This window comes from Streptomyces sp. SP18BB07, assembly GCF_036322545.1.
Lineage (GTDB): Bacteria > Actinomycetota > Actinomycetes > Streptomycetales > Streptomycetaceae > Streptomyces > Streptomyces deccanensis.
In genome coordinates this window covers 56235-82118 of sequence record NZ_JAQYWT010000342.1, presented here as the reverse complement: position 1 = coordinate 82118, position 25884 = coordinate 56235, and the positions used below count along the sequence as shown (strand labels likewise).

At 71.0% G+C, this 25884-nt stretch carries 22 protein-coding genes; 18 read left to right on the top strand and 4 right to left on the bottom strand.

What is annotated here, in order from left to right; translation table 11 throughout:
- Positions 1-85 precede the first annotated feature (85 nt).
- The 3 genes from PUR53_RS31455 (at position 86) to PUR53_RS31445 (ending at position 2621) form a co-directional block, all read left to right on the top strand.
- Positions 86-727: a PadR family transcriptional regulator gene (locus PUR53_RS31455; protein WP_329910430.1), complete on the top strand. Its 642-nt coding sequence runs from the start codon at positions 86-88 to the stop codon at positions 725-727.
- Between the two features lie 110 nt (positions 728-837).
- A complete protein-coding gene (locus PUR53_RS31450) occupies positions 838-1827 on the top strand; it encodes an ATP-binding cassette domain-containing protein (protein ID WP_329910428.1) in 990 nt (329 codons plus the stop codon).
- A complete protein-coding gene (locus PUR53_RS31445) occupies positions 1824-2621 on the top strand; it encodes an ABC transporter permease (protein WP_329899765.1) in 798 nt (265 codons plus the stop codon). Before PUR53_RS31450 ends, PUR53_RS31445 begins: the two co-directional genes overlap by 4 nt.
- Positions 2622-2793: 172 nt before the next feature.
- Here the strand turns inward: PUR53_RS31445 and PUR53_RS31440 are convergent, their stop codons facing one another.
- Positions 2794-4233, bottom strand: coding sequence for a glutamate decarboxylase (locus PUR53_RS31440; protein WP_329910426.1), 1440 nt, complete (start codon positions 4231-4233; stop codon positions 2794-2796).
- A 366-nt stretch (positions 4234-4599) separates the two neighbouring features.
- On the opposite strand from PUR53_RS31440, the gene PUR53_RS31435 reads away from it, so the two are divergent.
- A complete protein-coding gene (locus PUR53_RS31435) occupies positions 4600-5361 on the top strand; it encodes a MerR family transcriptional regulator (protein WP_329910425.1) in 762 nt (253 codons plus the stop codon).
- A gap of 204 nt (positions 5362-5565) precedes the next feature.
- The gene (locus tag PUR53_RS31430) at positions 5566-6558 is read left to right on the top strand and encodes a DedA family protein (protein WP_329910424.1); all 993 of its coding nucleotides are present in this window, start codon (positions 5566-5568) and stop codon (positions 6556-6558) included.
- 137 nt (positions 6559-6695) lie between these two features.
- Here PUR53_RS31430 and PUR53_RS31425 read toward each other — a convergent pair whose 3' ends face one another.
- Both PUR53_RS31425 and PUR53_RS31420 read right to left on the bottom strand, forming a co-directional pair.
- Complete coding sequence (locus PUR53_RS31425; protein ID WP_329910423.1) at positions 6696-8420, bottom strand: threonine/serine ThrE exporter family protein; 1725 nt, start codon at positions 8418-8420, stop codon at positions 6696-6698.
- Between the two features lie 150 nt (positions 8421-8570).
- Positions 8571-9062, bottom strand: a complete 492-nt coding sequence (locus PUR53_RS31420) for an inorganic diphosphatase (protein WP_048819635.1) — start codon at positions 9060-9062, stop codon at positions 8571-8573.
- Between the two features lie 79 nt (positions 9063-9141).
- Between PUR53_RS31420 and dacB the strand changes: the two genes are divergently transcribed.
- The 11 genes from dacB to PUR53_RS31365 all read left to right on the top strand — a co-directional run bounded on the left by dacB (position 9142) and on the right by PUR53_RS31365 (position 20332).
- Positions 9142-10794 (top strand): D-alanyl-D-alanine carboxypeptidase/D-alanyl-D-alanine endopeptidase, encoded by a 1653-nt coding sequence (gene dacB / locus PUR53_RS31415; RefSeq protein ID WP_329910422.1) that lies wholly within the window; start codon positions 9142-9144, stop codon positions 10792-10794.
- Between the two features lie 148 nt (positions 10795-10942).
- The gene (locus tag PUR53_RS31410) at positions 10943-12067 is read left to right on the top strand and encodes a zinc-dependent metalloprotease (RefSeq protein ID WP_329910421.1); all 1125 of its coding nucleotides are present in this window, start codon (positions 10943-10945) and stop codon (positions 12065-12067) included.
- A gap of 191 nt (positions 12068-12258) precedes the next feature.
- Positions 12259-13425 (top strand): tRNA lysidine(34) synthetase TilS, encoded by a 1167-nt coding sequence (tilS, locus tag PUR53_RS31405; protein ID WP_329910420.1) that lies wholly within the window; start codon positions 12259-12261, stop codon positions 13423-13425.
- 91 nt (positions 13426-13516) lie between these two features.
- Positions 13517-14077 (top strand): hypoxanthine phosphoribosyltransferase, encoded by a 561-nt coding sequence (gene hpt, locus PUR53_RS31400; RefSeq protein WP_239756444.1) that lies wholly within the window; start codon positions 13517-13519, stop codon positions 14075-14077.
- 179 nt (positions 14078-14256) lie between these two features.
- A complete protein-coding gene (gene ftsH / locus PUR53_RS31395) occupies positions 14257-16272 on the top strand; it encodes an ATP-dependent zinc metalloprotease FtsH (RefSeq protein ID WP_329899818.1) in 2016 nt (671 codons plus the stop codon).
- Between the two features lie 201 nt (positions 16273-16473).
- Entirely contained in the window at positions 16474-17079 is a 606-nt protein-coding gene (folE, locus tag PUR53_RS31390; protein WP_033524700.1) for a GTP cyclohydrolase I FolE, read from the top strand.
- A gap of 59 nt (positions 17080-17138) precedes the next feature.
- Positions 17139-18005: a dihydropteroate synthase gene (folP, locus tag PUR53_RS31385; RefSeq protein ID WP_329899773.1), complete on the top strand. Its 867-nt coding sequence runs from the start codon at positions 17139-17141 to the stop codon at positions 18003-18005.
- Positions 18002-18505, top strand: a complete 504-nt coding sequence (locus PUR53_RS31380) for a nuclear transport factor 2 family protein (protein WP_329899774.1) — start codon at positions 18002-18004, stop codon at positions 18503-18505. Before folP ends, PUR53_RS31380 begins: the two co-directional genes overlap by 4 nt.
- Before the next feature lie 254 nt (positions 18506-18759).
- Complete coding sequence (folB, locus tag PUR53_RS31375) at positions 18760-19119, top strand: dihydroneopterin aldolase (protein WP_329899775.1); 360 nt, start codon at positions 18760-18762, stop codon at positions 19117-19119.
- On the top strand, positions 19116-19727 hold the full coding sequence (folK, locus tag PUR53_RS31370) for a 2-amino-4-hydroxy-6-hydroxymethyldihydropteridine diphosphokinase (protein ID WP_329899776.1): 612 nt from the start codon (positions 19116-19118) through the stop codon (positions 19725-19727). Before folB ends, folK begins: the two co-directional genes overlap by 4 nt.
- 119 nt (positions 19728-19846) lie before the next feature.
- Entirely contained in the window at positions 19847-20332 is a 486-nt protein-coding gene (locus PUR53_RS31365) for a DUF3180 domain-containing protein (RefSeq protein ID WP_329899777.1), read from the top strand.
- 146 nt (positions 20333-20478) lie between these two features.
- Here PUR53_RS31365 and PUR53_RS31360 read toward each other — a convergent pair whose 3' ends face one another.
- On the bottom strand, positions 20479-22341 hold the full coding sequence (locus PUR53_RS31360) for a phosphatidylglycerol lysyltransferase domain-containing protein (RefSeq protein WP_329910418.1): 1863 nt from the start codon (positions 22339-22341) through the stop codon (positions 20479-20481).
- 193 nt (positions 22342-22534) lie between these two features.
- On the opposite strand from PUR53_RS31360, the gene PUR53_RS31355 reads away from it, so the two are divergent.
- Both PUR53_RS31355 and PUR53_RS31350 read left to right on the top strand, forming a co-directional pair.
- A complete protein-coding gene (locus PUR53_RS31355; protein WP_329899779.1) occupies positions 22535-23659 on the top strand; it encodes an alpha/beta hydrolase in 1125 nt (374 codons plus the stop codon).
- A gap of 416 nt (positions 23660-24075) precedes the next feature.
- Entirely contained in the window at positions 24076-25824 is a 1749-nt protein-coding gene (locus PUR53_RS31350) for a hypothetical protein (RefSeq protein WP_443080388.1), read from the top strand.
- The last annotated feature ends 60 nt before the right edge of the window (positions 25825-25884 follow it).

Here is a 25884-nt window from a genome sequence, read left to right as displayed (position 1 = left end):
GTCTGCCACGTATCCCGTCGCGGAGGCGTGGTCCGAGGCGCCGGGTGCGAGCCGGGGTGATCCCGCCTGGTTCTACGCTGGGCCCATGTCAGCGATCCGTCTTCTCGTGCTCGGCGCCGTGCGCCAGCACGGGCGGGCCCACGGCTACCAGGTGCGCAACGACCTGGAGTACTGGGGCGCGCACGAGTGGTCCAACGCCAAGCCCGGCTCGATCTACCACGCCCTGAAGCAGATGGCGAAACAGGGCCTGCTGGTCGCGCACGAGATCGCCCCCTCCACGGCCGGCGGGCCGCCCCGCACGGAGTACACGATCACCGAGGCCGGCACCGAGGAGTTCTTCGAGCTGCTGCGGGAGTCCCTCGCCACCTACCACCAGAAGCCGGATGTGCTCTCGGCCGGGCTCGGCTTCATGGTCGACCTCGGCCGCGCGGAGGTGCTCGCCCTCCTGGAGGAGCGGGTGAAGGCCATCGGCGCCTGGCGCGAGGGCATCACCGAGTACTACGCGCCCGAGAAGGGCCCGGCCCAGTTCGGGCACATCGGCGAGATCATGAACTTCTGGCTCGACTCCTCCGACAGCGGCGCCGAGTGGACCCGCAGCCTCATCGACCGCATCCGCGGCGGCGCCTACACCTTCGCGGGGGAGGGCGAGCCGTTCGTCGGCGTCCTCGCTGAGGGCCAGGACAACCCGTACGCGACCGGTGAGCGGCACCCGGGGGACGACCACTAATCAAGTTTGACCACCAGGCCGCGAGGGTTTACCTTCGTTCGTGTAGTCAAGTTTGACTACTGTGGTGGAGGTGAGCGGTGGAGCGAACGGCGACCGAGAGGGAGGCCCCGATGGCGGACGCGGCGATCACGGTCGAAGGGGTGCGAAAGGTCTACGGCGGAGGGAAGGGCGGGAAGAGCGGCAGGGGCGCCAAGGTCGCCCTCGACGGACTGGATCTCCAGGTGGCGCGGGGCACCGTGCACGGGGTGCTCGGGCCCAACGGCGCGGGCAAGACGACCCTGGTCAGGATCCTCGCCACCCTGCTGCGACCGGACGCGGGCCGCGTCGAGGTCGCGGGGCACGACGTGGTGACACGCGCGCGTGAGGTGCGCTTCCGCATCGGCCTCCTCGGCCAGCACGCCGCGCTCGACGAGGAGCTCGGCGGCCGGCAGAACCTGGAGATGTTCGGCCGTCTCCACCACCTGGGCACCCGCCACGCGCGCGTGCGGGCCGACGAACTCCTGGAGCGGTTCGGCCTCGGCGACACCGGCCGCAAGGCCGTCAAGCAGTACAGCGGCGGTATGCGCCGCCGCCTCGACCTCGCCGCGTCCCTCATCACCGAACCGGAGGTGCTCTTCCTGGACGAGCCGACGACCGGCCTCGACCCCCGCGGCCGCACCGAGGTCTGGGACTCCGTCCGCTCGCTGGTCGGCGGCGGTACGACGGTCCTGCTCACCACCCAGTACCTGGAGGAGGCCGACCAGCTCGCCGACCGGATCTCCGTGGTCGACGGCGGCCGGGTCGTCGCCGACGGCACGGCGGACGAGCTCAAGCGCCTGACCGGCGGCGACCGCATCGACATCGTCCTGCGCGACGCCCGTCAACTGGGCGCTGCCACGGCTCTGTTGCCGGTCCCCGAGGGCGACATCACGGTCGACACGGACCGCCGCCGCCTCAGCGCCCCGGTCACCGACCGCATGACGGCCCTCACCGCGGTCGTCCGCGCCCTCGCCGACGCCGGCATCGAGGCCGAGGACATCGCCCTGCGCCGCCCGACCCTGGACGAGGTGTTCCTGCACGTCACCGGGGACGACCGTACGAAGGAGGCCGTACGAGCATGACCACGACGACACCGACGACCGCGCACACGGCGGTGGGCGCGCATGCCCTGACCGACTCCTGGACCATGACCCGCCGCGAACTCGCCCACTGGGCACGGCAACCGGTGCAACTGCTCGTCGGGCTGGTCTTCCCCGTGATGCTGCTGCTGATGTTCGGCTATCTGATCGGCGGCGGCCGCGGGGTGACCGGCGACTACCTCGACTACCTGGTCCCCGGCATGCTCGCGCTCACCATGGCCTTCGGTCTGGAGGGCACGATGCTCGCCGTCACCCAGGACCTCAACAAGGGGGTGATCGACCGGTTCCGTTCGATGCCGATGACCAACGGGGCGGTCCTGGTGGGCCGTTCGGTCGCGGACATGCTCCAGTCGGCGGTGGGCCTGGCCGTCCTCATGGCCGTCGCGTTCGCGCTCGGCTGGCGCGCGCACGGCGGGCCCGCGGCCTTCCTCGGCGCGGTGGGCCTCCTGCTGCTCTTCCGCTTCGCGATGCTGTGGATCGGCATCCACCTCGCGATGCTGGCCGGCCGACCCGAACTCCTCACCGCCGTACAGATCCTCGTCTGGCCGATCGGCTTCCTCTCCAACGCCCTGGCCACCCCCGCCTCCATGCCCGGCTGGCTCGGCACGGTCGTCGACTGGAACCCGATGTCCCACACGGCGACGGCGGTACGCCACCTCTTCGGCACCCCGGGCGCCGAAGCGAACCACCTCTGGACAGCGATCGCCTGGCCCCTGGCGCTACTGGCGATCTTCTTCCCTCTGGCGGTACGCAAGTTCGCCGCCCTGAGCAAGTAGCGGAGCAGCGCTGAAAAGGCAGGGAGCGCAGCCCCCTGCCTTTCAGGGGCGCGGGGAACTGCGCGACCAGCCCCACCGGACGGACGCCTGGGGGTCAAAGGGGCACAGCCCCTTGCCGAGGATGGGACGGGTAGGGGCGGCGGGGGCGAAAAAACCTGGCCGCACCCCCCGGCTAGTGATGGAACCCGGTAGCCGCCCCCTTGTCCCGCACCGCCGGCCCGGACTGCTGCCGAAGCTCAGGCAGCAACCGCCCCAGATCCTCCAGGAACAGCCCCGCCAGATCGGACGTGAACCCGTTGCGGCACACCACCCGCAGCACCGACAGATCCTCCCGGTTCTCCGGAAACGTGTACGCCGGCACCAGCCACCCCCGCTCCCGCATCCGCCGAGCCACATCGAACACGTCGTACGAGGAGACCCCCTCCTCCGTCGTGAACGCGAACACCGGCAACTCGTCCCCCCGCGTCAGCAGCCGGAAGTCCCCGAGCTTCCCGACCTCCTCCGCGAGCCCGATCGCCACGTCCCGCGTCGACCGCTGCACAGCGCGGTACCCCTCCCGCCCGAGCCGCAGGAACGTGTAGTACTGCGCGACGACCTGCGCCCCCGGCCGGGAGAAGTTCAGCGCGAACGTGGGCATGTCCCCGCCCAGGTAGTTGACCCGGAACACCAGCTCCTCCGGCAGCTCGGCGGTGGACCGCCACAACGCCCAGCCCACGCCCGGGTACACCAGCCCGTACTTGTGCCCGGAGGTGTTGATGGACGACACCCGCGGCAGCCGGAAGTCCCACACCAGCTCCTCGTCGAGGAAGGGCGCGACCATGGCGCCGGACGCGCCGTCGACATGCACGGGCACATCCAGGCCCGTACGCTCCTGCAACTCGTCGAGCGCGGCGCACAGCTCGGCGATCGGCTCGTACGACCCGTCGAAGGTGGAGCCGAGCACGCCCACCACCCCGATCGTGTTCTCGTCGCACAGTGCCGCGGCCGCCGCCGGATCGAGGTGGAACCGGTCGCCCTCCATGGGCACCTGCCGGGCCTCCACCTCCCAGAAGGTGCAGAACTTGTCCCAGCAGACCTGGACGTTGACCCCCATGACCAGATTGGGCCGGGCGCCCGCCGACGGGTAGCGGTCGGCGTTCCGCTTCGCCCACCGCCGCTTGAGGGCCATCCCGGCGAGCATGCAGGCCTCGCTGGACCCGGTGGTCGAGCAGCCGACGGCGGCGGCGGGATCCGGCGCGTTCCACAGATCGGCGAGCATCGACACACACCGCCGCTCCAGCTCGGCCGTGCGCGGGTACTCGTCCTTGTCGATCATGTTCTTGTCCCGGCACTCACCCATCAGCACCCCCGCCTCGGGCTCCATCCAGGTGGTGACGAAGGTGGCGAGGTTCAGCCGGGAGTTGCCGTCCAGCATGAGTTCGTCGTGGACCAGCTGGTACGCCGTCGAGGGTGCCAGCGGCGCCTCGGGCAGCCGGTGCTTGGGCGGGGCCTCGGTCATGCCGCCCACCGGGTTGGCCTGGCCGTAGAAGGGGTTCACGGCGAGCTGGTGCCCGTCGTTCCGGTGGTGCCCGGCGTCCTGCGGGGCGTCGCTGTCCCATCGGTGCAGTGGCATGCCTTCGACGGTAGGTCCGCCGCCGGGGACACGCACCTCACGGGTGCGCGGAGGGGGTGCGGAGGGGGTGCGGGTAGCCCGTGATGATGATGTGCCGGTCGTATCACCCCCGTACGGATCGGCAAGGTCCGGCCCGCGACGTGACGCCCGGCCCGCACCCCCATGCCGGGCCCGGCGTCCCGTCGGCGGACCGCCCGTCCGTCGACGGACCCACCGTAGGAAAACCGCCGGGAGCGGGCCATCGCACAAAAGCACAGTCCGCGCGCCCCGGCACCCGCCACGCGCCCGCCACCCCGCACAAAGGACTTGCACCTCACGTCACGTGAGGCCCCAGCCTGGAACACGTACCGACAAGGGAGCGGAAGCATGAGCCACACCGTGGGACAGGTCGCGGGCTATGCCGGGATCACGGTCCGCACGCTGCACCACTACGACGAGATCGGCCTCCTCGTACCGAGCGAGCGCACCCACGCGGGTCACCGCCGCTACGGCGACGGCGACCTCGACCGGCTCCAGCAGATCCTGTTCTACCGGGAGCTCGGCTTCCCCCTCGACGAGGTCGCGACCCTGCTCGACGACCCGGAGGTGGACCCGCGGGCCCACCTGCGCCGCCAGCACGAGCTGCTGACCGCCCGGATCGAGAAGCTGCAGAAGATGGCCGCGGCCGTGGAACACGCCATGGAGGCACGCAAGATGGGCATCAACCTCACCCCCGAGGAACGGTTCGAGGTCTTCGGCGACAAGGACCCCGAGCAGTACGCGGAGGAGGCGGAACAGCGCTGGGGAGGCACCGAGGCGTACGCCGAGTCGCAGCGCCGCGCCGCCACGTACACCAAGGAGGACTGGAAGCGCATGCAGGACGAGGTGGCCGACTGGGGCGCGCGCTACGACGCCCTGATGGCCGCCGGCGAGCCGCCCACCGGCGAGGCGGCCATGAACATGGCCGAGGAACACCGGCAGCACATCTGCACCTGGTTCTACGACTGCCCGTACGAGATGCACCAGGGCCTCGGCGAGATGTACGTCTCCGACGAGCGCTTCAAGGCGTTCTACGACACCATGCGCCCCGGCCTCGCCGAACACCTGCGGGACGCGATCAACGCGAACGCGGCCCGCCGACGCCCCTGATCCCCCTCCGACCGCACCCCTGACCACACAGCTTGGTCTCAGTGCGGCCACAGGGCACTCTGGAGGAACCGGTGGAACCTAGTGGGGTGACCGTGCGTTGATAGCTTTGGTCACCCCTATGGGTCCCACCCCCCTGTGCGACCCGCCCTCGTGGGTCCCCACCCACAGGCGTTCACTCTTCCTCACCCCCAGGAGCCCGGAACCGTGCAGACGATCGCCCTCGGACCGAGCTGGCTGGATCCGGACTATCTGCTCAACTCGTTCGGCATCTGGGGCCTGCTCCTGATCGTGTTCGCCGAGTCCGGCCTGTTCTTCGGGTTCTTCCTGCCCGGTGACTCGCTGCTGTTCACGGCCGGCCTCCTGATCACCACCGATCAGCTGGACTTCCCGCTGTGGCTGGCGATCGTGCTGATCTGCGTCTCGGCGATCCTGGGCGACCAGGTGGGGTACATGTTCGGCAAGAAGGTCGGCCCCGCCCTCTTCAACCGCCCCGACTCCCGCTTCTTCAAGCAGGAGAACGTCACCAAGGCCCACGAGTTCTTCGAGAAGCACGGCCCGAAGTCCCTGATCCTGGCCCGCTTCGTGCCCATCGTGCGGACGTTCACGCCGATCATCGCGGGCGTCAGCGGCATGCGCTACCGCACGTTCCTCGTCTTCAACGTCGTCGGCGCGATCCTGTGGGGCGCGGGCGTCACCCTCCTCGGTTCCTGGCTCGGTCAGATCGAGTTCGTGCACAAGAACATCGAGGCGATGCTCATCCTCATCGTCCTCATCTCGGTGCTCCCGATCATCTTCGAGCTCCTCAAGGCGCGGAAGGCGAAGAAGAACCAGCCGCAGGGCCCCGAGCAGCAGCAGTCCGCCGCCGCCCCGGTCATGGACGACGCCACGACCCAGCTCCGCCGCATCCCGCCGACCGACCAGCCCCAGCAGCAGTCGTACGACCAGAACCAGGGTTACGGCAACGAGGGCTACGGCAACCAGGGGTACGACAACCAGGGCTACCAGCAGCAGGGCTACCAGGAGAACTACGGCCACCAGCAGCCCCAACAGCAGCCCTACGCCCAGCAGTACCCGCAGAACGGCCCGTACCCGCGGAACGGCCAGTACCCCCAGGGTGGCCAGTACCCGCAAGGCGGCCAGTACCCCCAGGACCAGAACCAGCAGGGCTACCAGGGGCAGGACCACCCGCGGTACTGACGGCCAAGGTCCCGCGCCCCGCTTTCAAGGGGCGCGGGGCTGTTTCTCTTTGCGGCTCCGCCGCGTGGGCGCGATCAGCCACAACCGACCCGTAGCCGCCAGCACTCAGCAGCCCCCGAGCTATCAGGCACCCGGCGCTAGAAGCCTCGCGTCCGCTTCGCGGCCTTACGGCCCGCCCGAGCGGCCCCCGGCAGGAACAACCGGAACATCTCGGACCCGAGGTTCACCCCGATCGCGATGGCCATCGCCAGCGCCGCCGCCTTCGTCAGCGACACCAGCCCCGCGTCCACATCGTTCTGCGCGAACCCCAACAACCCGAAGTACGTCGCCGAACCCGGCAGCAGCGGCCCGATCGCCGCGGTCGTATAGGGCAGCGCGGAAGCGAACCGGTACCGCGACAGCAACTGCCCGAACAGGCCCACCAGCCCGGCCGCCACCGCCGTGGAAGCCACCGGCGAGATCCCGCCCGCGTCGTGCATGGCCCCGTACACGGCCCAGGCCACACCGCCGTTGAGGGTCACCGCCAGCACGGTGGATCGTTCCTGCTGGAGCAGCAGCGCGAACGTCAACGACAGCAGCATCGACGCCCCGAGCTGCAGCAGTGGCCGGTCCGCGCTGCCGAGCGCCGCGTCCGGATGCAACTCGGCGCCCAGCTTCACCCCGAAGTACAGGACGAGCAGCACGCCCACCACGATCCCCACGAAGAGGTACATGACCTCCAGGAGCCGCGCGGAGGCGGTGATGTAGAAGCCGGTCAGCCCGTCCTGCACACCCGCCACCAGCGCCCGCCCGGGCAGCAGCGCGAACAGCCCACCGGTGATGACGGCGGACGCCTCCACGTCCACGTGCGCCACGGTCAGCGCCACCCCGATCGCCGCCGGGGGCATCGCCGCCACCAGGAACTGGTAGAACTCCGGCAGCCCCCGCCCCGAGCACAGCCACGCCAGCCGGTCGCCGAGCATCGCGCCGAGCGCCGCCGCGACGAACACGACCACGCCACCGCCGACCAGCACGGACGCGGCCCCCGCCAGCAGCCCGCTCGCCAGGGTCAGCGTCCAGCCGGGATACGGATGCCGGTTGCGTCGCATCTCCGCGAGCCGCCGGTACGCCTCCTCCAGGGAGATCGCGCTCTCCGGATCGCTGAGGTCGTCCACCAGCCGGAAGACCGCCGCCAGCCGGGTGTAGTCGGTGGCCCGGCGCCGGACGATCCGGGACGCCGTGACCGGGTCGTCCACCAGCGACGGCTGGTAGGTGACCGACAACTGGGTGAAGGTCACCGTCGGCTCGCAGCGGTCGAGGCCGTAGGAGCGGCACACGGCGAACATCGCCGCCTCCACGTCCTCCGCACCCTCACCGCCCGCGAGCAGCAGCTCGCCGATACGCAGTGTGAGGTCGAGCACACGCGGTACGGCGGGCCCCGACTCGCCCTCCACGCGCACCGTCGGCGACTCCGGCGCGGGCCGCTCCGCCACCGGCATCCGCAGCATCGTGCGCATCCGGTCCTGCCAGGGCACGTCCTTGGTCAGACTGACGGCCGGGATCCCGCCGGCCGGTGTGAACGCGACCGGCGCGTGCCGCGCGCTGTAGGTCCGCGGCACACTGAACGCCGACCCCTCGTGCTCGTCCGGGACCCCCTCCGGCGGCGCCAGCCCCTCCGGCAGCGCGAACTCGGACGTCGTCTGCGCCTCCGCCTCCGCGGCCGGCACGTCCAGCCCTGCGGGGATCGCGAACTCCGAGGTCACCGACGCGTCCCCGTCGATCCCCAGAGCGAATCCCACGGGCGCGAAGGCACTGCCAGCCTCGTCCGACACCGGCTTGCGGTCCTCCACCTGCCCGCCGTCCCCGGGCTCCGTCACTCCCACTCAGCCGCGCTCCCTGTACGACACCTCAGGTACGCCTCAGTATGCGCACCGACACACACGGATACGCGAACGGGCCACGCGCCCCTCCTGGGGACACGCGGCCCGTTCGCGGAATCGATCGGCAAGGCAGCCGAAGAACTCAGTCGGGGGTCAGTGACCGCCCTGCTCCTTGAAGCGCTTGTACGACTTCTCGACCTCGGCCTCGGCCTCGGCGCGGCCCACCCAGTCGGCGCCCTCGACGGACTTGCCGGGCTCCAGGTCCTTGTAGACCTCGAAGAAGTGCTGGATCTCCAGGCGGTCGAACTCCGAGACGTGGTGGATGTCACGCAGGTGCTCCACACGCGGGTCGGTCGCCGGGACGCACAGCAGCTTGTCGTCGCCGCCGGCCTCGTCCGTCATCCGGAACATGCCGATCGCGCGGCACTTGATGAGGCAGCCCGGGAAGGTCGGCTCGTCCAGGATGACCAGCGCGTCCAGCGGGTCGCCGTCCTCGCCGAGGGTGTTCTCGACGAATCCGTAGTCGGTCGGGTAGGCGGTCGAGGTGAAGAGTCGACGGTCCAGGCGGATCCGACCGGTCTCGTGGTCCACCTCGTACTTGTTCCGCGAACCCTTCGGAATCTCGATCGTGACGTCGAACTCCACCGGTGACTCCTCCATGATCAACACATAGTTCTGGTGGTTAAGTGTCCCTCACGCAGGTGTGTGATCGCGAAAGGGGCTGGTGGTCGTGCGGGAGCCGAAGGTCTGGCGGGCCGCGAGACCGCGTGTGGTGCGGGTGGTGCACGGCGTGAAACCGGGGATCGCGCGCGTCGCACGCGCCGTGAAGCCCGGTGCCGCGCGCGTCGCACAGGCGGTGAAACCCGGCGTCGTACGCGTCACGAGCGCCGTCACGGCACGCTCTTCGCAGCTCACGGGGAGAGCGAAGAAGCTCACGACCCTCCAGTTCACCGCCGGCGCGGCCACCCTGGGGCTGGTGTTCTCGGCCGGGGCGGTGGCCGCCGCCGGACCTTGGGACTCCTCCGGTCAGCGTACGGCCGAGCGCGACTGGGCGGCATCGCCCGAAGGCCAGGGTGGCGCAGATCACGGACGTGGTTCCGGTACGTCGTCCGGTAGTGCGGCAGGGGCGCCCAAGCCCGCGCCGAGCGCCCCCTCCGTCCTGGCCGGCCTCGGCGGCGCCTCGGGGGCGGGCTCCGCGCCCGACTCCGCCGCCCTGTCGGCCCTCCTCGACCCGATCCTGAACTCCGCCGTCCTGGGCCCCCGCCGCGCCGCCTCCGTCGTCGACGTCGAGACCGGCGAGCAGCTGTACGCCCGGAACGCGGACGAGGCCCTGACGCCCGCCTCCACCACCAAGATCGCCACGGCCGCCGCGGCCCTCTCGGCGGTCGGACCCGACCACCGCATCGAGACCCGCACGGTGCTGAAGCCCGACTCCGCCGAGGTCGTCCTCGTCGGCGGCGGCGACCCCACCGTCACCGCCCACGAGGACACGGACGGGTACGCGAGCCTGCGCACCCTCGCCGACGACACGGCAGCCGCCGTCGAGAAGCGTCACCTGAACGAGATCACCCTCACCTACGACACCTCCCTCTACGAGGGCCCCGAGCAGCACACCATCGGCGTGAATGGCAACCTCGCCCTCGTCGTCCCGCTGATGGTCGACGAGGCCCGCCTCGACGGCTCCTTCAGCGGCAGCGCGGACCGCGACCCCGACCCGGCCAAGGACGCGACCGCCGCGTTCGCGGACCTCCTGGAGGACCGGGGCGTCAAGGTGAGGATCGGGGGCTCCACCACGGCCCCGAAGAACGCGAAGGAGCTCGCGGCGGTCTCCTCCCCGCCTCTCTCCACCCTGGTCGAGCGCATGCTCACCCACAGCGACAACGACATCGCCGAGGCCCTCGCCCGCCAGGTCGCGCTCGCGACGGGCGAGCAGCCGAGCTTCGAGGGCGGCGCCGAGGCCATCAAGAAGGAACTGAAGAAGCTCGAAGTTCCCCTGGAGGGCGTCGAGTTCGCGGACGGCAGCGGCCTCAGCCGGGGCAACGCGCTGACCCCGGCTCTGCTCACCGCCCTCCTCGCCGAGTCCGCGGCCCCCGACCACCCCGAACTCCGCCCCGTCCTCACCGGCCTCCCGGTCGCCGGTTTCACCGGCACCCTGCGCGGCCGCTACCCCAGCGACGCCACCGGCACCGGCATCGTCCGCGCCAAGACCGGCACCCTCAGCAACGTGAACACCCTCGCCGGCACCGTAGTCGACGCCGACGGCCGCCTCCTGGCGTTCGCCTTCCTCGCCACGGAGACCCCCCTGGAGAACACCGACCCGGCCAAGAACCTCCTGACCGACGCCACCTCGACCCTGGCAACCTGCGGCTGCCGCTGAGGGGGAAGGCTGGGCGCAGCCCATGCCTTCAGGGGCGCGGGGAACTGCGCGAGCAACCACCACCCACCCGCACGTACCCACAGCCCCCAGGCACCCCCCACCCGCCACGGCCTGCCCCAAGCGGCAGCGCTCACGTACGGTTGACAACATGACTCGTATCGGTGGTGCCGAGATGGTCGACTGGAATCTCGCGGTGGCGACCGCGACCCGGCTCGTGCGGCCGGGCCCCGAGGTGAGCCGCGACGAGGCCAGGGCCATCGTCGCCGAGCTCCGCCGGCACGCGAAGGCCTCGGAGGAGCACGTCCGGGCCTTCACCCGGATGCTCCCCGACACGGGCGACGACACCCCCGTCCTCGTCGTCGACCGGCCCGGCTGGGTCCGGGCCAACGTCGCCGGCTTCCGGGAACTGCTGAAGCCCCTCCTCGACAAGATGCAGGAACGTCGCGGCAACACCCCCGGCGGAGCCGTCCTCGGCGCCGTCGGCGGCAAGGTCACCGGCGTGGAGCTGGGCATGCTCCTGTCCTTCCTGGCCTCCCGGGTCCTCGGCCAGTACGAGACCTTCGCCCCCGCGACCCGTGAACTGCCCGCAGGTGAGAACGGCGGCGGCCGACTCCTGCTCGTCGCCCCGAACATCGTGCACGTGGAGCGCGAACTCGACGTGCAGCCCCACGACTTCCGCCTCTGGGTCTGTCTGCACGAGGAGACGCACCGCACGCAGTTCACGGCCATCCCCTGGCTGCGGGACCACCTGGAGGGTGAAATCCAGTCGTTCCTGGGGGAGACCGAGGTCGATCCCACGACCTTCCTGGAGCGCATCAGGGAAGCCGCCCAGTCACTCGCGGGGGGCCGCCCCGAGGGCGAGGTCGGCGACGACGGTCACTCGATCGTGGAGTTGGTGCAGACCCCCGCCCAGCGGGAGATCCTCGCCCGACTCACCGCCGTCATGTCCCTCCTGGAGGGCCACGCCGACTTCGTGATGGACGGCGTGGGCCCGGCCGTCGTGCCCTCGGTCGCCGAGATCCGCGAGAAGTTCCAGCAGCGCCGCGCCAAGGGCGCCTCCCGCCTCGACCAGGCCCTGCGCAAGCTGCTCGGCCTCGACGCCAAACTCCGGCAGTACCGGGACGGCGAGCGGTTCGTACGGGCGGTCGTCGAACAGGTCGGCATGGACGGTTTCAACCGGGTGTGGACCTCCCCGAACACCCTGCCGACCAAGGCGGAGATCGCCAAACCGGCGGACTGGGTCGCGCGGGTGCACCGCAAGGCGGAGTCGTGAGCCGCGCGCGAGCGTGGTGAACGAATCCGGCCGACGGCAGGCGAACGCCCCTCCAATCACCCGTCCGAGGGACCGTGAGCGAGGGGTAGGCGTGCAATGCTCGGGGAACGGCCCGTCTCTGTCACCATCTACACACTCTGAGTGACCGAGCTCGGGCTCACCCCCCGACAATTTCATGAAGGGAACCGGACATGGGTCCCCACCCCGCGGTCGCGGCGATACGCCTGGCGGTCCGCCGCGTACTCCACGACCTCCTCACCGAACACCACACGAACACCACCCTCCACGCGCCCGCCCACGCGCTCCCGGGCGCGCCCGCGGACCCGGGCGCACCACCGGTGCCCACGCCCCCCACGGTCGTACCCCCCGCGGCCATGCCTGTCGAGGTCAGGCGTGGTGGTTCCGCGCGCCCGGGCGCCGCACGCGCGGGCTCCGGCGCGCACGAGCAGCCGCTCGTGCTCGTGGCGTGCTCCGGCGGCGCCGACTCCATGGCGCTCGCCTCCGCCCTCGCCTTCGAGGCACCCAAGCTCGGCGTCCGCGCCGGCGGCATCACCGTCGACCACGGTCTGCAGCCCGGCTCCGACCTGCGCGCCGAGGAAGTCGCCCTGCGCCTGCGGGAGCTCGGCCTCGACCCGGTCGAGTCCGTCGCCGTCACCGTCGGACGCGAAGGCGGCCCCGAGGCCGCCGCCCGCGACGCCCGCTACACCGCCCTGGACGCCGCGCTGGAACGCCACGGCGCCACCGCCGTCCTCCTCGGCCACACCCGCGACGACCAGGCCGAGACCGTCCTCCTCGGGCTGGCCCGCGGCTCCGGCATCCGCTCCCTGTCCGGGATGGCCGCGGTCTCGGGGGCCGACGGCCGCTACCGGCGCCCCTTCCTCCAGCTCGACCGGCAGACCGCCCGCAAGGCCTGCATGGTCCAGTCGCTGCCCGTCTGGGACGACCCGCACAACGCCGACCCCGCCTACACCCGCTCCCGGCTCCGCCACGAGGGCCTGCCCGCCCTGGAGAAGGCGCTCGGCAAAGGCGTCGTCGAGGCCCTGGCCCGTACGGCCCAGCTCTCCCGGGACGACGCCGACGCCCTCGACAGCTGGGCCCGCCAGGCCGAGCCCGCCGTCCGCGACGCCGCCGGCCAGCTGGAGTGCGCCAAGCTCTACGCTCTGCCGCCCGCGGTACGCCGCCGGATCCTGCGCCGGGCCGCCATCGAGGCCGGCGCCCCGGCGGGTTCCCTCTTCGCCCGGCACATCGAGGAGATCGACCGTCTCATCACCGGCTGGCGCGGTCAGGGGGCCATCAATCTCCCCGGCCGGGTCGTCGCCCGGCGGCAGGGTGGCAGACTGGTGATTCGGCAAGGCTGAATCCGGACGCCGACGGGGCCCGCGCGACGGGCCCCGAGCCCCCCGCACGGGACGCGGGCGTCCGGCAGCGGCCCTGGGACGACCGAAAGTGATGCGGGTGGACGCGAAAGACATGGGCACCGACCTCAAAGAGGTGCTCATCACCAAGGAAGAGATCGACGCGAAGCTGGCCGAGCTGGCCGCGAAGATCGACACGGAGTACGCGGGCAAGGACCTGCTGATCGTCGGCGTCCTCAAGGGCGCGGTGATGGTCATGGCGGACCTGGCCCGGGCCCTGTCCACCCCGGTCACCATGGACTGGATGGCTGTGTCCTCCTACGGCGCGGGCACCCAGTCCTCGGGTGTGGTGCGGATCCTCAAGGACCTCGACACCGACATCAAGGGCAAGCACGTCCTGATCGTCGAGGACATCATCGACTCGGGTCTCACGCTGTCCTGGCTGATCTCCAACCTCGGCTCCCGCGAGCCCGAGTCCCTGAAGATCTGCACGCTGCTGCGCAAGCCCGACGCCGCCAAGGTCGCCATCGACGTGGAGTGGGTCGGCTTCGACATCCCCAACGAGTTCGTCGTGGGCTACGGCCTCGACTACGCCGAGAAGTACCGCAACCTTCCGTTCGTCGGTACGCTCGCGCCCCACGTCTACGGCGGCTGAACCAACCCCCGTAAGACGCTCGGGAACCCCAGCGGGTTTCGCGCCGTTGGAGCATGCGAGGACGGTATTGACATCGGTCCGCTGCGGCTTCGTGTGACAAAGCTGGGGTACCGTCCGAAGAACAGTCTTTTATCAAACTCACTATGGCAGGAGGGACGGGGCGGCACCGCTCCGTATGGATGGACGTGAAGCGATACTTCCGTGGGCCAGTCATGTGGATCGTGCTGGCCGTCCTTGCCGTGGTCGTGTTGATGCAGGTCGTCGGCTCGTCCGGCGGCTACAAGACGGTGGACACCGGCCAGGTGGTCCAGGCGATCAATGACAACAAGGTCAAAGAAGCCAAACTGACCACCGGCGAAGAGTCGACCATCAAGGTTCAGCTCAAGGACGGCCAGAAGATCGAGGGCAGCTCGAAGATCCAGGCGAGCTACATCGGCGACCAGGGCGTCACCCTCGCCAACACCCTGCAGGACAAGTTCCAGAACAAGCAGATTCCCGACGGCTACACGGTCTCCCCGACCAAGCAGAACGCTTTCGTCGGCATCCTGCTGTCTCTGCTCCCCTTCGTCCTCATCGTGGTCGTCTTCCTGTTCCTGATGAACCAGATGCAGGGCGGCGGCTCCCGAGTCATGAACTTCGGGAAGTCCAAGGCCAAGCTCATCACCAAGGACACCCCGAAGACGACGTTCTCGGACGTCGCCGGCGCGGACGAGGCTGTCGAGGAGCTCCACGAGATCAAGGAGTTCCTGCAGGAGCCGGCCAAGTTCCAGGCCGTCGGCGCCAAGATCCCCAAGGGCGTGCTGCTGTACGGCCCGCCCGGTACGGGCAAGACGCTCCTCGCACGCGCCGTGGCCGGCGAGGCGGGCGTCCCCTTCTACTCGATCTCCGGTTCCGACTTCGTCGAGATGTTCGTCGGTGTCGGTGCCTCCCGGGTCCGTGACCTCTTCGAGCAGGCCAAGGCGAACGCCCCGGCGATCGTCTTCGTCGACGAGATCGACGCGGTCGGCCGTCACCGCGGCGCCGGCCTCGGCGGCGGTCACGACGAGCGCGAGCAGACGCTGAACCAGCTGCTCGTCGAGATGGACGGCTTCGACGTCAAGGGCGGTGTGATCCTCATCGCCGCGACGAACCGCCCGGACATCCTGGACCCGGCCCTCCTGCGCCCCGGCCGCTTCGACCGCCAGATCGCGGTCGACCGCCCGGACATGCAGGGCCGTCTGGAGATCCTCAAGGTCCACCAGAAGGGCAAGCCGGTCGCGCCCGACGTCGACCTGGGCGCCGTCGCCCGCCGCACCCCCGGTATGACGGGTGCCGATCTCTCCAACGTCCTGAACGAGGCCGCGCTCCTCACGGCCCGCAGCGACAGGAAGCTGATCGACAACCACATGCTGGACGAGGCGATCGACCGCGTGGTCGCGGGCCCGCAGAAGCGGACCCGGATCATGTCGGACAAGGAGAAGAAGATCACCGCGTACCACGAGGGCGGACACGCCCTGGTCGCGGCGGCCTCACCGAACTCCGACCCGGTCCACAAGATCACGATCCTGTCGAGAGGCCGTGCCCTCGGCTACACGATGGTCCTGCCGGACGAGGACAAGTACTCGACCACCCGCAACGAGATGCTCGACCAGCTCGGGTACATGATGGGTGGCCGCGCCGCCGAGGAACTGGTCTTCCACGACCCGACCACGGGTGCCTCGAACGACATCGAGAAGGCCACCAACCTGGCCCGGGCGATGGTCACGCAGTACGGCATGACCGAGCGTCTCGGCGCCATCAAGTTCGGCGGCGACAACAGCGAGCCGTTCCTCGGACGTGAGATGGCTCACCAGCGCGACTACTCGGAAGAGGTCGCCGCGCTCGTGGACGAGGAAGTCAAGAAGCTCATCGAGAACGCGCACAACGAGGCCTGGGAGATCCTGGTCGAGAACCGCGACGTCCTCGACAACCTCGTGCTGCAGCTGCTGGAGAAGGAGACGCTGGGCAAGGAGGAGATCGCCGAGATCTTCGCGCCCATCGTCAAGCGTCCGCCCCGGCCCGCCTGGACCGGCTCCTCCCGCCGCACCCCGTCCACCCGTCCGCCGGTGCTCTCCCCGAAGGAGCTCGCACTGACGAACGGCGCCAACGGCTCGGCTCCCGCGATCACCACCAAGGCGCCCGCCGAGGCGACCCCGGAGGAGAGCACGGAGAGCTGACGCCCACCGACGAGAACCGGCCACCGGGAGCCCCTCGGCTCCCGGCCCGGGCCCCCTCGTCAGGCCCGGAATGATTGCCGCGCCCCCCTGGTTCTAGCCTGGGGGGCGCGGCATTTTCGTATGGCCGAAAAAGGGCCGCAAGAAGGCCGAGGACGAGACGCGTCATCCGTACGTGTCACAGGCTCAGGAGCGAGGCACGACATGACCGACCCCGTGACGCTGGACGGCGAGGGCACCATCGGCGAGTTCGACGAGAAGCGCGCCGAGAACGCCGTACGGGAACTGCTGATCGCCGTCGGCGAGGATCCCGACCGAGAGGGTCTCCGGGAGACGCCGGGCCGGGTGGCGCGGGCGTACAAGGAGATCTTCGCGGGGCTGTGGCAGCAGCCGGAGGATGTGCTGACCACCACGTTCGACCTCGGTCACGACGAGATGGTGCTGGTCAAGGACATCGAGGTGTACAGCACCTGCGAGCATCACCTGGTCCCGTTCCGGGGCGTGGCGCACGTCGGCTACATCCCGTCCACCAGCGGCAAGATCACCGGGCTGTCGAAGCTGGCGCGGCTCGTGGACGTCTACGCCAGACGCCCGCAGGTGCAGGAGCGGATGACGACGCAGATCGCCGACTCGCTGATGGAGATCCTGGAGCCGCGCGGGGTGATCGTGGTCGTGGAGTGCGAGCACATGTGCATGTCGATGCGGGGCATCCGCAAGCCCGGCGCGAAGACCATAACGTCGGCGGTGCGCGGTCAGCTCAGGGACGCGGCGACCCGCAACGAGGCGATGAGCCTCATCATGGCCCACTGACCTCCCCCAGTCCCGGGAGCGGAGGACCGCGGCTGCTGCCGGGGGCCTAGGCTTGACGCATGAGCAAGCAGAACCGGCGTGGGCGGGTGGCCGGAATGCCCGGGTGGGACCGCTGCGCGGTCATGGGTGTCGTCAACGTCACCCCGGACTCCTTCTCCGACGGCGGCCGTTTCTTCGACACCACGGCGGCGGTCAAGCACGGTCTGGACATGGTCGGGGAGGGCGCGGACCTGGTGGACGTCGGCGGTGAGTCGACCCGCCCCGGTGCCGCCCGCGTCGACGAGGCGGAGGAACTGCGCCGGGTCGTCCCGGTCGTCCGGGGGCTGGCCTCCGAGGGCGTCACCGTGTCCGTGGACACCATGCGCGCGTCCGTGGCCGAGCAGGCCCTCGCCGCCGGTGCCGCCCTCGTCAACGACGTCAGCGGCGGACTGGCCGACCCCGCGATGATCCCGGTCGTCGCCGACGCGGGCGCCCCCTTCGTGGTGATGCACTGGCGCGGCTTCCTGGAGGGCGGCAACGTCAGGGGCGTCTACGAGGACGTCGTCGCCGAGGTGCTCCAGGAGCTGCGCGCGCGTGTGGAGGCCGTGCAGGAGGGCGGTGTCGCGGCGGACCGGATCGTCGTCGATCCGGGCCTGGGCTTCTCCAAGGACGCCGAGCACGACCTCGCCCTCCTCGCGCACCTCGACCGGCTGCACGGGCTCGGTCACCCCCTGCTGGTCGCCGCCTCCCGCAAGCGGTTCCTCGGGCGGGTGCTGGCGGGCGCCGAGGGGGCCCCGCCGCCCGCGCGGGAACGGGACGCCGCCACCGCCGCCGTGTCGGCCCTGGCCGCGCAGCAGGGCGCCTGGGCGGTCCGCGTGCACGAGGTCCGCGCCACCGCCGACGCGGTCCGCGTGACCCGCGCCATCGAAGGGGCCCGGGAGCGGTGAGCGCTCCCCACACCGACGTCGAACAGGTCGAACTCGCCAACCGGGCCTTCTACGAGGCCATGGAACAGGGCGACTTCGAGACGCTCTCCTCGCTCTGGCTGGCCCCGGCCGACGTGGGCGTGGACGAGGAGTGGCACGACCCCGCCGAGACCGGCGTGATCTCCTGCGTCCACCCCGGCTGGCCGGTGCTCACCGGGCGCGGCGAGGTGCTGCGGTCGTACGCGCTGATCATGGCCAACACGGAGTACATCCAGTTCTTCCTCACCGACGTGCACGTCTCGGTCACCGGGGACACCGCGCTCGTCACCTGCACCGAGAACATCCTCAGCGGGGGTCCGGCGCCGGACGGCGGTGACGAGCTGGGGCCGCTCGTGGGGCAGCTGGTGGTCGCCACGAATGTGTTCCGTCGCACATCCGACGGCTGGAAGCTCTGGTCGCACCACGGGTCCCCGGTCCTGACGGAATCCGATGACGACGAGAGCGAGGAGTCACCTTCCTGAGTGGGCGGGCGGTCCGCAGGGCTCAAGAGGTGATTGGGAACACAGGTGCGCGGGTAGGGGCGGCTTCCGACCCGTGAGCCGTCGCGTTCCCTGGGGAAACGCTCGATGAACCCTGTCCGTACGGAAGTGGAATCGAGCCTTCCGTCGGTGAGCGCTGTCAGTGCCCGCAGGTAGATTCGAAGGTGGCCGAGGTGCCGACCGTGCTCGGACACGGAGGACGTCGGCCGTTCCCGACGACTGCAGGAGTGATTCGCGTGGATCGTGTCGCGCTGCGCGGCCTCAGAGCCCGTGGGTACCACGGGGTGTTCCCGCACGAGCGTGAAGAGGGCCAGACCTTCGTCGTGGACCTCACGCTCGGACTGGACACCCGGCCGGCCGCGGCCGACGACGACCTGGCGAAGACCGTGCACTACGGGATCGTGGCGGAGGAGGTCGTCGCCCTCGTGGAGGGCGAGCCGGTGAATCTCATCGAGACCCTCGCCGAGCGCATCGCCCAGGCGTGCCTGAGGCACGAGGGAGTCCAGGAGGCCGAGGTCAGCGTGCACAAACCGAACGCGCCGATCACGGTCCCGTTCGACGACGTGACCGTCACCATCACCCGGAGCCGAGTATGACCGCGTTCTTCACCGAGGGTCAGAGCGACCCGACCGTACAGCCGGTGCCGGCCTCCGTCGTGCAGAAGGTGGACGAGGCCGACACGACCCTGCACAACCCCCGCCGGGCCGTGATCTCCATCGGCTCCAACCTGGGCAACCGGCTGGAGAACCTCCAGGGCGCCGTCGACGCCCTGGAGGACACCCCGGGCGTCCGCATCAAGGCCGTGTCGCCGGTGTACGAGACCGAGCCGTGGGGTGTGGCGCCGGGCAGCCAGCCCTCGTACTTCAACGCGGTGGTGGTCCTGAAGACCACCCTGCCGCCCTCCTCGCTGCTGGAGCGGGCCCAGGCCGTCGAGGAGGCCTTCCACCGGGTGCGGGACGAGCGTTGGGGCCCGCGCACGCTGGACGTCGACATCGTGGCGTACGCGGACGTCGTCTCCGACGACCCGGCACTGACCCTGCCGCACCCGCGGGCGCACGAGCGGGCCTTCGTCCTCGCGCCGTGGCACGACGTGGAGCCGGAGGCCCAGCTCGCCGGCCGCGGCCCGGTCGCCCTCCTGCTCGACGGCATCACCCGTGAGGGTGTGTCGCCCCGCGCCGACCTGGAACTCCAGCTGCCCGAGTAGTCGTTAAGGTCTACCGGGTCGGGATCATCCCCGACGCCGTCGGGACCACCGGCCGGGCCGACCACCCGGTGCTCGTGGGGCCGGCGTCCGTGGACCATCGGGCTCGTCGAAAGGGCATCGTGAAAGAGCTGCGCATCAGGACGCTGGCCGCGGTGTTCGTGGTGGCGGGGGTGCTGTCCTGGGCCGGGGCCCGGCTGTGGAACTCGGTGGACACCCTGCCGAGCGTCCCGCTGGCCGCCCCCATCGTGCTCGCCCTGATCGCCGTCGTCCTGACGGCCACCGCGCTGTCGCTGCGCAGCCGACTCAAGGCCCAGCGCGAGCGCCGGCCGGAGGCGAAGGGCGTCGACCCTCTGATGGCCGCCCGCGCGGTCGTCTTCGGTCAGGCCAGCGCCCTCGTCGCCGCCCTCGTCGCCGGGATGTACGGCGGGGTCGGCGTCTTCCTCCTGGAGTCCCTGGAGGTCCCGGCCCGCCGCGACCAGGCCATCTACGCCGGGTTCTCCGTCCTCGCGGGCATCGGCGTCATAGTGGCCGCCTTCTTCCTGGAGCGCGTCTGCAAGCTTCCGGAGGACGACGAGACGGGCGGCGGGGCGGCGCGGGCGACATGACGCCGGGCGGGCCCGCGGCCCCTTGAGTCGGCCGAAGGCCACAACAGGGGCGCGGGGAACTGCGCGGCCAGCCCCGGACGGCCCGCACTGTTCCTACGGCCGCGCTGTTCCTACGGCGGGCCGCGCCGGCCCTGCGGCGCGACCACTCAGGCGGCGTTGCTCGCGGAGCGCATCGCGTGGGCGCAAGGGGCCGGAGCCTTCGCGCGGCGGCGCAGCAGGCGGGGCAGGGCGAGGTTGACGAAGCCCTCGGCCTGCATCGCGGCCAGGCCGATGCGGGGAAGGTCGCGGGAGGTGGCGTAGACGACGAAGCGGGGCTCCCAGCGCGGCCGGAACTTGGCGTTGAACTTGTAGAGGGACTCGATCTGGAACCAGCGGGACAGGAAGACCAGCAGACCGCGCCAGGCGCGCAGCACCGGGCCGGCGCCGATCTTCTCGCCGCGGGCCAGGGCCGAGCGGAACATCGCGAAGTTCAGGGAGACCTGCCGGACGCCCAGGCGGGGGGCCGCCTGGAGGGCCGCGACGATGAGGAGTTCGTTCATGCCGGGGTCGGCGGAGCGGTCGCGGCGCATCAGATCCAGCGAGGCGCCGTCCGGCCCCCAGGGCACGAAGTGGAGAACGGCCTTCAGGTCGCCGTACGGGCCGGGGGTCTCGTCGGCCTTGTGCGCGGTGGCGATGAGACAGTCCCCGTCGCCCGGGTCGCCGATGCGGCCCAGCGCCATGGAGAAGCCGCGCTCGGTGTCGGTGCCGCGCCAGTCCTCGGCGGCCCGGCGGATCCGGTCCAGCTCGGCCTCCCCGAGGTCACGGACGCGCCGTACCCGGGTCTCGTAACCGAGGCGCTCGATGCGCTTCACCATTTGACGCACGTTGCGCATCGCGCGTCCGGCGAGGGAGAAATCCGCGACGTCCACCACCGCCTCGTCGCCCAGTTCGAGGGCGTCCAGACCGGTCTCCCGGGTCCAGACCTCCGCACCGGTCTCCGAGCAGCCCATGACGGCCGGGGTCCAGGAGTGGGCCTTGGCCTCGTCCATGAAGCGTTCGATCGCGCCGGGCCAGGCCTCGACGTCGCCGATCGGGTCGCCGCTGGCGAGCATGACCCCGGAGACGACGCGGTACGTCACCGCCGCCTTGCCGCTCGGGGAGAAGACGACCGCCTTGTCGCGGCGGAGCGCGAAGTGGCCGAGTGAGTCGCGGCCGCCGTGCCGGTCGAGCAGGGCGCGCAGCCGTACCTCGTCGTCGTCGGTGAGGCGGGCCGCCGGGTGTTCGGGGCGGAAGGCCAGGTAGATCGTGGTGATGGCGGTCAGCAGACCGAGGGCGCCGAGGGAGAAGGCCACCGTCCAGGACGTGGAACCGGCGTAGTCGACCGGGCCCTCGAAGCCGAACAGGCCGTAGATGACGTGTTCGAGCCGGTCGGCGAGGCTCGGGTCGCCCACCATGCGCCCGGGGTGGGCGCTGACGACGACCAGACCGAGGACGATCGAACCGGCGCCCATCAGCACGAAGTTGGCGAGCGCCCGCCAGCGGCTGGTGGGGTCGGGCAGGGCGCGGAACTCGTCCCGGTGCCGCAGCAGGGGGACGAGCAGCGCGAGCGAGACGAGCACACCGACGAGCGAGTGCCGGTAGGTGAACTGGGCGATGGCCCCGGCCGGGAGCAGGACCACGGCCGCGCGCCAGGCCCGCCGTTTGCGCCGGCGCAGGCCATGGGCGAGCAGGAGCAGCAGGACGCCCACGCTCAGGGACAGCGCCGCCGCGAACGGGCCGAGCGCGCCGGGGAGCACCTCGGCCAGCGCGTGCATACGGCTGTTGCGGAAGCGGGGGAACACCCCCGCGGCGATGTCCACGAGCCCGACGAGCGTGCAGGCCCTGGCGACCAGGGCGGGTACGGCCTCGGGGCGCGGGCCGCGCAGTACGCCGCGCAGGGCGCCATGCATCGCGCCCCGGCGCGCGCCCTTCAGCGGCCGGTCGGCGCTCGGCGCGAGTCGGTCCGACCGGACCGGAACCGCACCCGACATTTCCCCATCTGTCCTGACAGACATCGCATCCCGTAGTTCCGCGAGAGAGCTTGGATCCGGTGCCTTTTCCGGCATCCGGCGACATTGCGCCCTCTAGGACGGTGCCTTGGCGAGGGAGGTTCACTCTCCATCGGAAAGCTGAACCAAAGGGCAGGGAAAGAGAAGGAAAGAAAGGGCGGCGGGGGACGGTCCGATGGGTCTTACGAGCAACAAGGTGCTGGTGCTGGCGGTGCTCTCCGCCGTGCTGCTGTTCATCGGGACGGTGTGGCTGTGGCCACGCCTGGCCCGGCGCGGGTGGCGTGCCGTCAGCGGTCGGATCGTCGTACTGCTGGCCACGCAGGTCGCCGTCTTCGTGTCGGTCGGCCTCGCCGCCAACCAGGCCTTCGGCTTCTACGCCAGCTGGGCCGACCTCCTCGGCCGGGAGACCGGTCAGGGGGTGGTCGTCGACCACGACGGGGTGGAGACCGGGGGCCCGTTACGGGTCGTCGACACCCAGCAGGTGAACGTGGCGGGCGGCGGGCGTCCCGAGGTCGGCGGCCAGATCCAGAAGGTCGAGATCGTCGGCCGTACGAGCCGGATCGCGAGCCCGGCGTACGTGTATCTGCCGCCGGAGTACTTCCAGCCCCGGTACCGCACCCGCAGTTTCCCCGCCGCGGTCGTCCTCACCGGCTACCCGGGCACCGCCGAGGCGCTCATCAAGGGGCTCCACTTTCCGCAGACGGCCCACGCGTTGGCCCGGGACGGGAAGGCGCAGCCGATGATCCTGGTCATGCTGCGGCCGACGGTGGCGCCGCCGCGCGACACCGAGTGCGTGGACGTCCCGGGCGGGCCGCAGACCGAGACGTTCTTCGCCAGGGATCTGCCGGACGCCGTGGGCCACCACTACAGGGTCGGCAAGAAGCCCGGCAGTTGGGGCGTCGTCGGCGACTCGACCGGTGGCTACTGCGCGCTGAAACTCGCCATGCACCACCCCCGGGTGTTCGCCGCCGGCGCGGGCCTCTCGCCGTACTACAAGGCGCCGATCGACCCGACGACCGGTGATCTCTTCCAAGGGGACAAGACGCTGCGGAACGAGGCGGACCTGTTCTGGTATCTGAAGCACCGTCCGGCGCCGGACACCTCTCTGCTGGTCACCAGCAGCAAACAGGGGGAGACCAACTACAAGGCGACGCTGAAGTTCATCGAACAGGTGAAGGAGATCCGGCCGACGCGGATCTCGTCGATCATCCTCGACAGCGGCGGGCACAACTTCAACACGTGGCGCCGGGAGATCCCGGCGACGTTGCAGTGGGTCAGCGGGCGGTTGAGCGATCGGTGAAGTCGGCCGGTGAATGGGCGGGGCGGTCACGGTCGGGCGACGGGGCGGCGACGAGTTCGGTAACGGTTCGGGGGTGGGTCCGGAGCGCGTTCGGGGCGCGTTCGGCAATTCGGGGAATTCAGCGGCGGGGAAAGAGACGGATGTGGCCAAGGCGTATCCGGATTCAATGAGGTTGATCCAGTGGAGTAGGCGCCGGTGGGCGCATTGCCGCACCCGCGGTGGGCAAGCTTGTGAAGGCTTGTGAGAGGTGAGAGGGGCGGCTGAGTTTTTGCGGCCCGGGGCACCATCATTCGCCTACGCGCGGTAAGTTTCTGGCCATGCCACGTGGACGTCACCGCCATTCACCGCCTCTGCACAGGCTGCTGCCCCCCACGGCGATCGCAGGCGTCTCGCTCGTCTGCGCCCTTGGGCCATGGATGTTCTCCGAGCCGGCGGTGCTCCGGGTCACCGCCGCCGTCGCCGCCGCGACCGCGGCCGTGGGCGCGGCGGTCATGCGCCGTTGGGACGTCGAGGCGGGCAAACGCGTCGCCGACCTCACGCGCGCGCGGGCGAGCGACGAGTGGCGTCACGAGGAGAAGGTCGCCGAACTGGAGACCGACCTCGACGAGTCCCGTGAGCTGCGCACCAAGCTGGAGCACAAGCTTCGCGCCAAGCGCACCGAACTGGCCAACCTCCGCAACGAACACGCGGCGTTGCTGCGGCGCTATGCCACCGCCGAGACCGAGCGGGCCAGCGCCCTGGAGGGCCGCCGCCTGCTGGAGATCGAGGCGACCGGCCCCGAGGACGCGCGGGCGTTGCCTGCGGCCGGCGCGGACGCGGGCGACGGCGACGGCGACGGGGCCACGGCGGCGTCCCGGACCTCCACGGTGCCGCCACAGGGGGTGCCCGTGCAGGGTGCGCCCTGGGCCTCGTGGGAGACGGCGTCCAAGGCCGCGGCGGCGAAGGCGGCGGCCCGGGACACGACGGGCGGGGCGGGTACGGGGACTTCTGCCGCGAAGGGTGCGGAGGGCGAGGTCGAGGCCGCGGCCGCTGCCGAGGCCGGGGCCGTGGTCGGCGAGGAGGACTCGGAGGCGGAGAAGTCGGTCCCCTCGGTGTTCTCGCCGGCCGGTTCGTCGCTCTTCCTGCGCGCGAACTCGGCGTTGGACCGGATCATCACCCAGCGGGGCGCGGAGGAGGCCGGGGCGGACGAGGAGGGTGCCGCCGAGTCCGTAGCGGCCGGGGCCGAGGAGGAGACCACCTCCGAGGGCTTCGAACCCGAGGGGGCCGACTCCGGGGACTCCAACGCTGAGGAGCCCAGCACCGAGCACTCCAGCACGGAGGCCGGGGGCGAGTCCGCTGATGACCCGGCCGCTGAGCCGAGCAATGAGTCGTCGGACGAACCGGTCGACGAGTCGGTCGAGACGTCTGCCGATGCTCCGGCGTCGGCCGAATCCACCGACCCGGCCGAAGCCGGCCGGTCCGCCGAGCCCGATCAGTCCACCGAGTCCACCGAGTCCGCCGAGTCCGCCGATGAAACGGCCAAGGGGGAGGGGGCGAAGGGGAGCGGTTCCCCGAAGGGCCCTTCTCCCAAGGGGGACCCGGACGGGCCGACGGACGGGGGCACTCGGCAGGGACGTTCCGCCGAGGCGGAGGAGGAGTCGGTTCCGGTGCTCACCGCCGAGGAGGGCGACGCGGTGGGGAGGTCGGCGGCGCCCCAGGGGCACGAGCGCGCGGCCGGTGGCCCCGCACCCGTGGTGGCCGCGCCGGCCGGCTCGACGGGGGTCGGGGAGTTGACCCGCGTGGCGCCCTCGGGGCGAGTGGAGCATGGGCAGCAGGCGGGGCCGGTGGTGCAGGCGGCGCTGCCCGCGCTTCCGTCGGCCGGGCACTTCACGGTGCCCACGGCTGTGGCGGTCGTTCCGGCGGCGCCGCAGCGGAAGATGGCCGTCGAGGGAGGGTTCGACTTCTTCGGTACGCAGAAGGAGGCGGACGCCCTGGACGCCGTGCAGAACGAGGACCTCGCGGACGTGGTCGGCCAGGAGGCGCTCGCGCTCCACAAGGCGGAGTCGGAGGCCCGGTTCAAGCGCGCCGACGAGGCCGCCCGGGGCGTCGGCCAGGTCATCGACCTCACGGCACACGACGAGACGGAACAGATCGACCTCCAGGGCCTGCGCACGGCGGCGTCCTAGCCGACGGAGGTCACCGCGCGACCCTTGCGGCCGCCCCCTTCCGGTGGGCGGCCGTAGGTC

Coding starts and splice junctions, on each gene's coding strand:
- PUR53_RS31455 (WP_329910430.1), top strand. CDS start 86: ATGTCAGCGATCCGTCTTCTCGTGCTCGGCGCCGTGCGCCAGCACGGG.
- PUR53_RS31450 (WP_329910428.1), top strand. CDS start 838: ATGGCGGACGCGGCGATCACGGTCGAAGGGGTGCGAAAGGTCTACGGC.
- PUR53_RS31445 (WP_329899765.1), top strand. CDS start 1,824: ATGACCACGACGACACCGACGACCGCGCACACGGCGGTGGGCGCGCAT.
- PUR53_RS31440 (WP_329910426.1), bottom strand. CDS start 4,233: ATGCCACTGCACCGATGGGACAGCGACGCCCCGCAGGACGCCGGGCAC.
- PUR53_RS31435 (WP_329910425.1), top strand. CDS start 4,600: ATGAGCCACACCGTGGGACAGGTCGCGGGCTATGCCGGGATCACGGTC.
- PUR53_RS31410 (WP_329910421.1), top strand. CDS start 10,943: ATGACTCGTATCGGTGGTGCCGAGATGGTCGACTGGAATCTCGCGGTG.
- tilS (WP_329910420.1), top strand. CDS start 12,259: ATGGGTCCCCACCCCGCGGTCGCGGCGATACGCCTGGCGGTCCGCCGC.
- hpt (WP_239756444.1), top strand. CDS start 13,517: ATGCGGGTGGACGCGAAAGACATGGGCACCGACCTCAAAGAGGTGCTC.
- ftsH (WP_329899818.1), top strand. CDS start 14,257: ATGGACGTGAAGCGATACTTCCGTGGGCCAGTCATGTGGATCGTGCTG.
- folE (WP_033524700.1), top strand. CDS start 16,474: ATGACCGACCCCGTGACGCTGGACGGCGAGGGCACCATCGGCGAGTTC.
- folP (WP_329899773.1), top strand. CDS start 17,139: ATGAGCAAGCAGAACCGGCGTGGGCGGGTGGCCGGAATGCCCGGGTGG.
- folK (WP_329899776.1), top strand. CDS start 19,116: ATGACCGCGTTCTTCACCGAGGGTCAGAGCGACCCGACCGTACAGCCG.
- PUR53_RS31360 (WP_329910418.1), bottom strand. CDS start 22,341: ATGTCGGGTGCGGTTCCGGTCCGGTCGGACCGACTCGCGCCGAGCGCC.
- PUR53_RS31355 (WP_329899779.1), top strand. CDS start 22,535: ATGGGTCTTACGAGCAACAAGGTGCTGGTGCTGGCGGTGCTCTCCGCC.
- PUR53_RS31350 (WP_443080388.1), top strand. CDS start 24,076: ATGTTCTCCGAGCCGGCGGTGCTCCGGGTCACCGCCGCCGTCGCCGCC.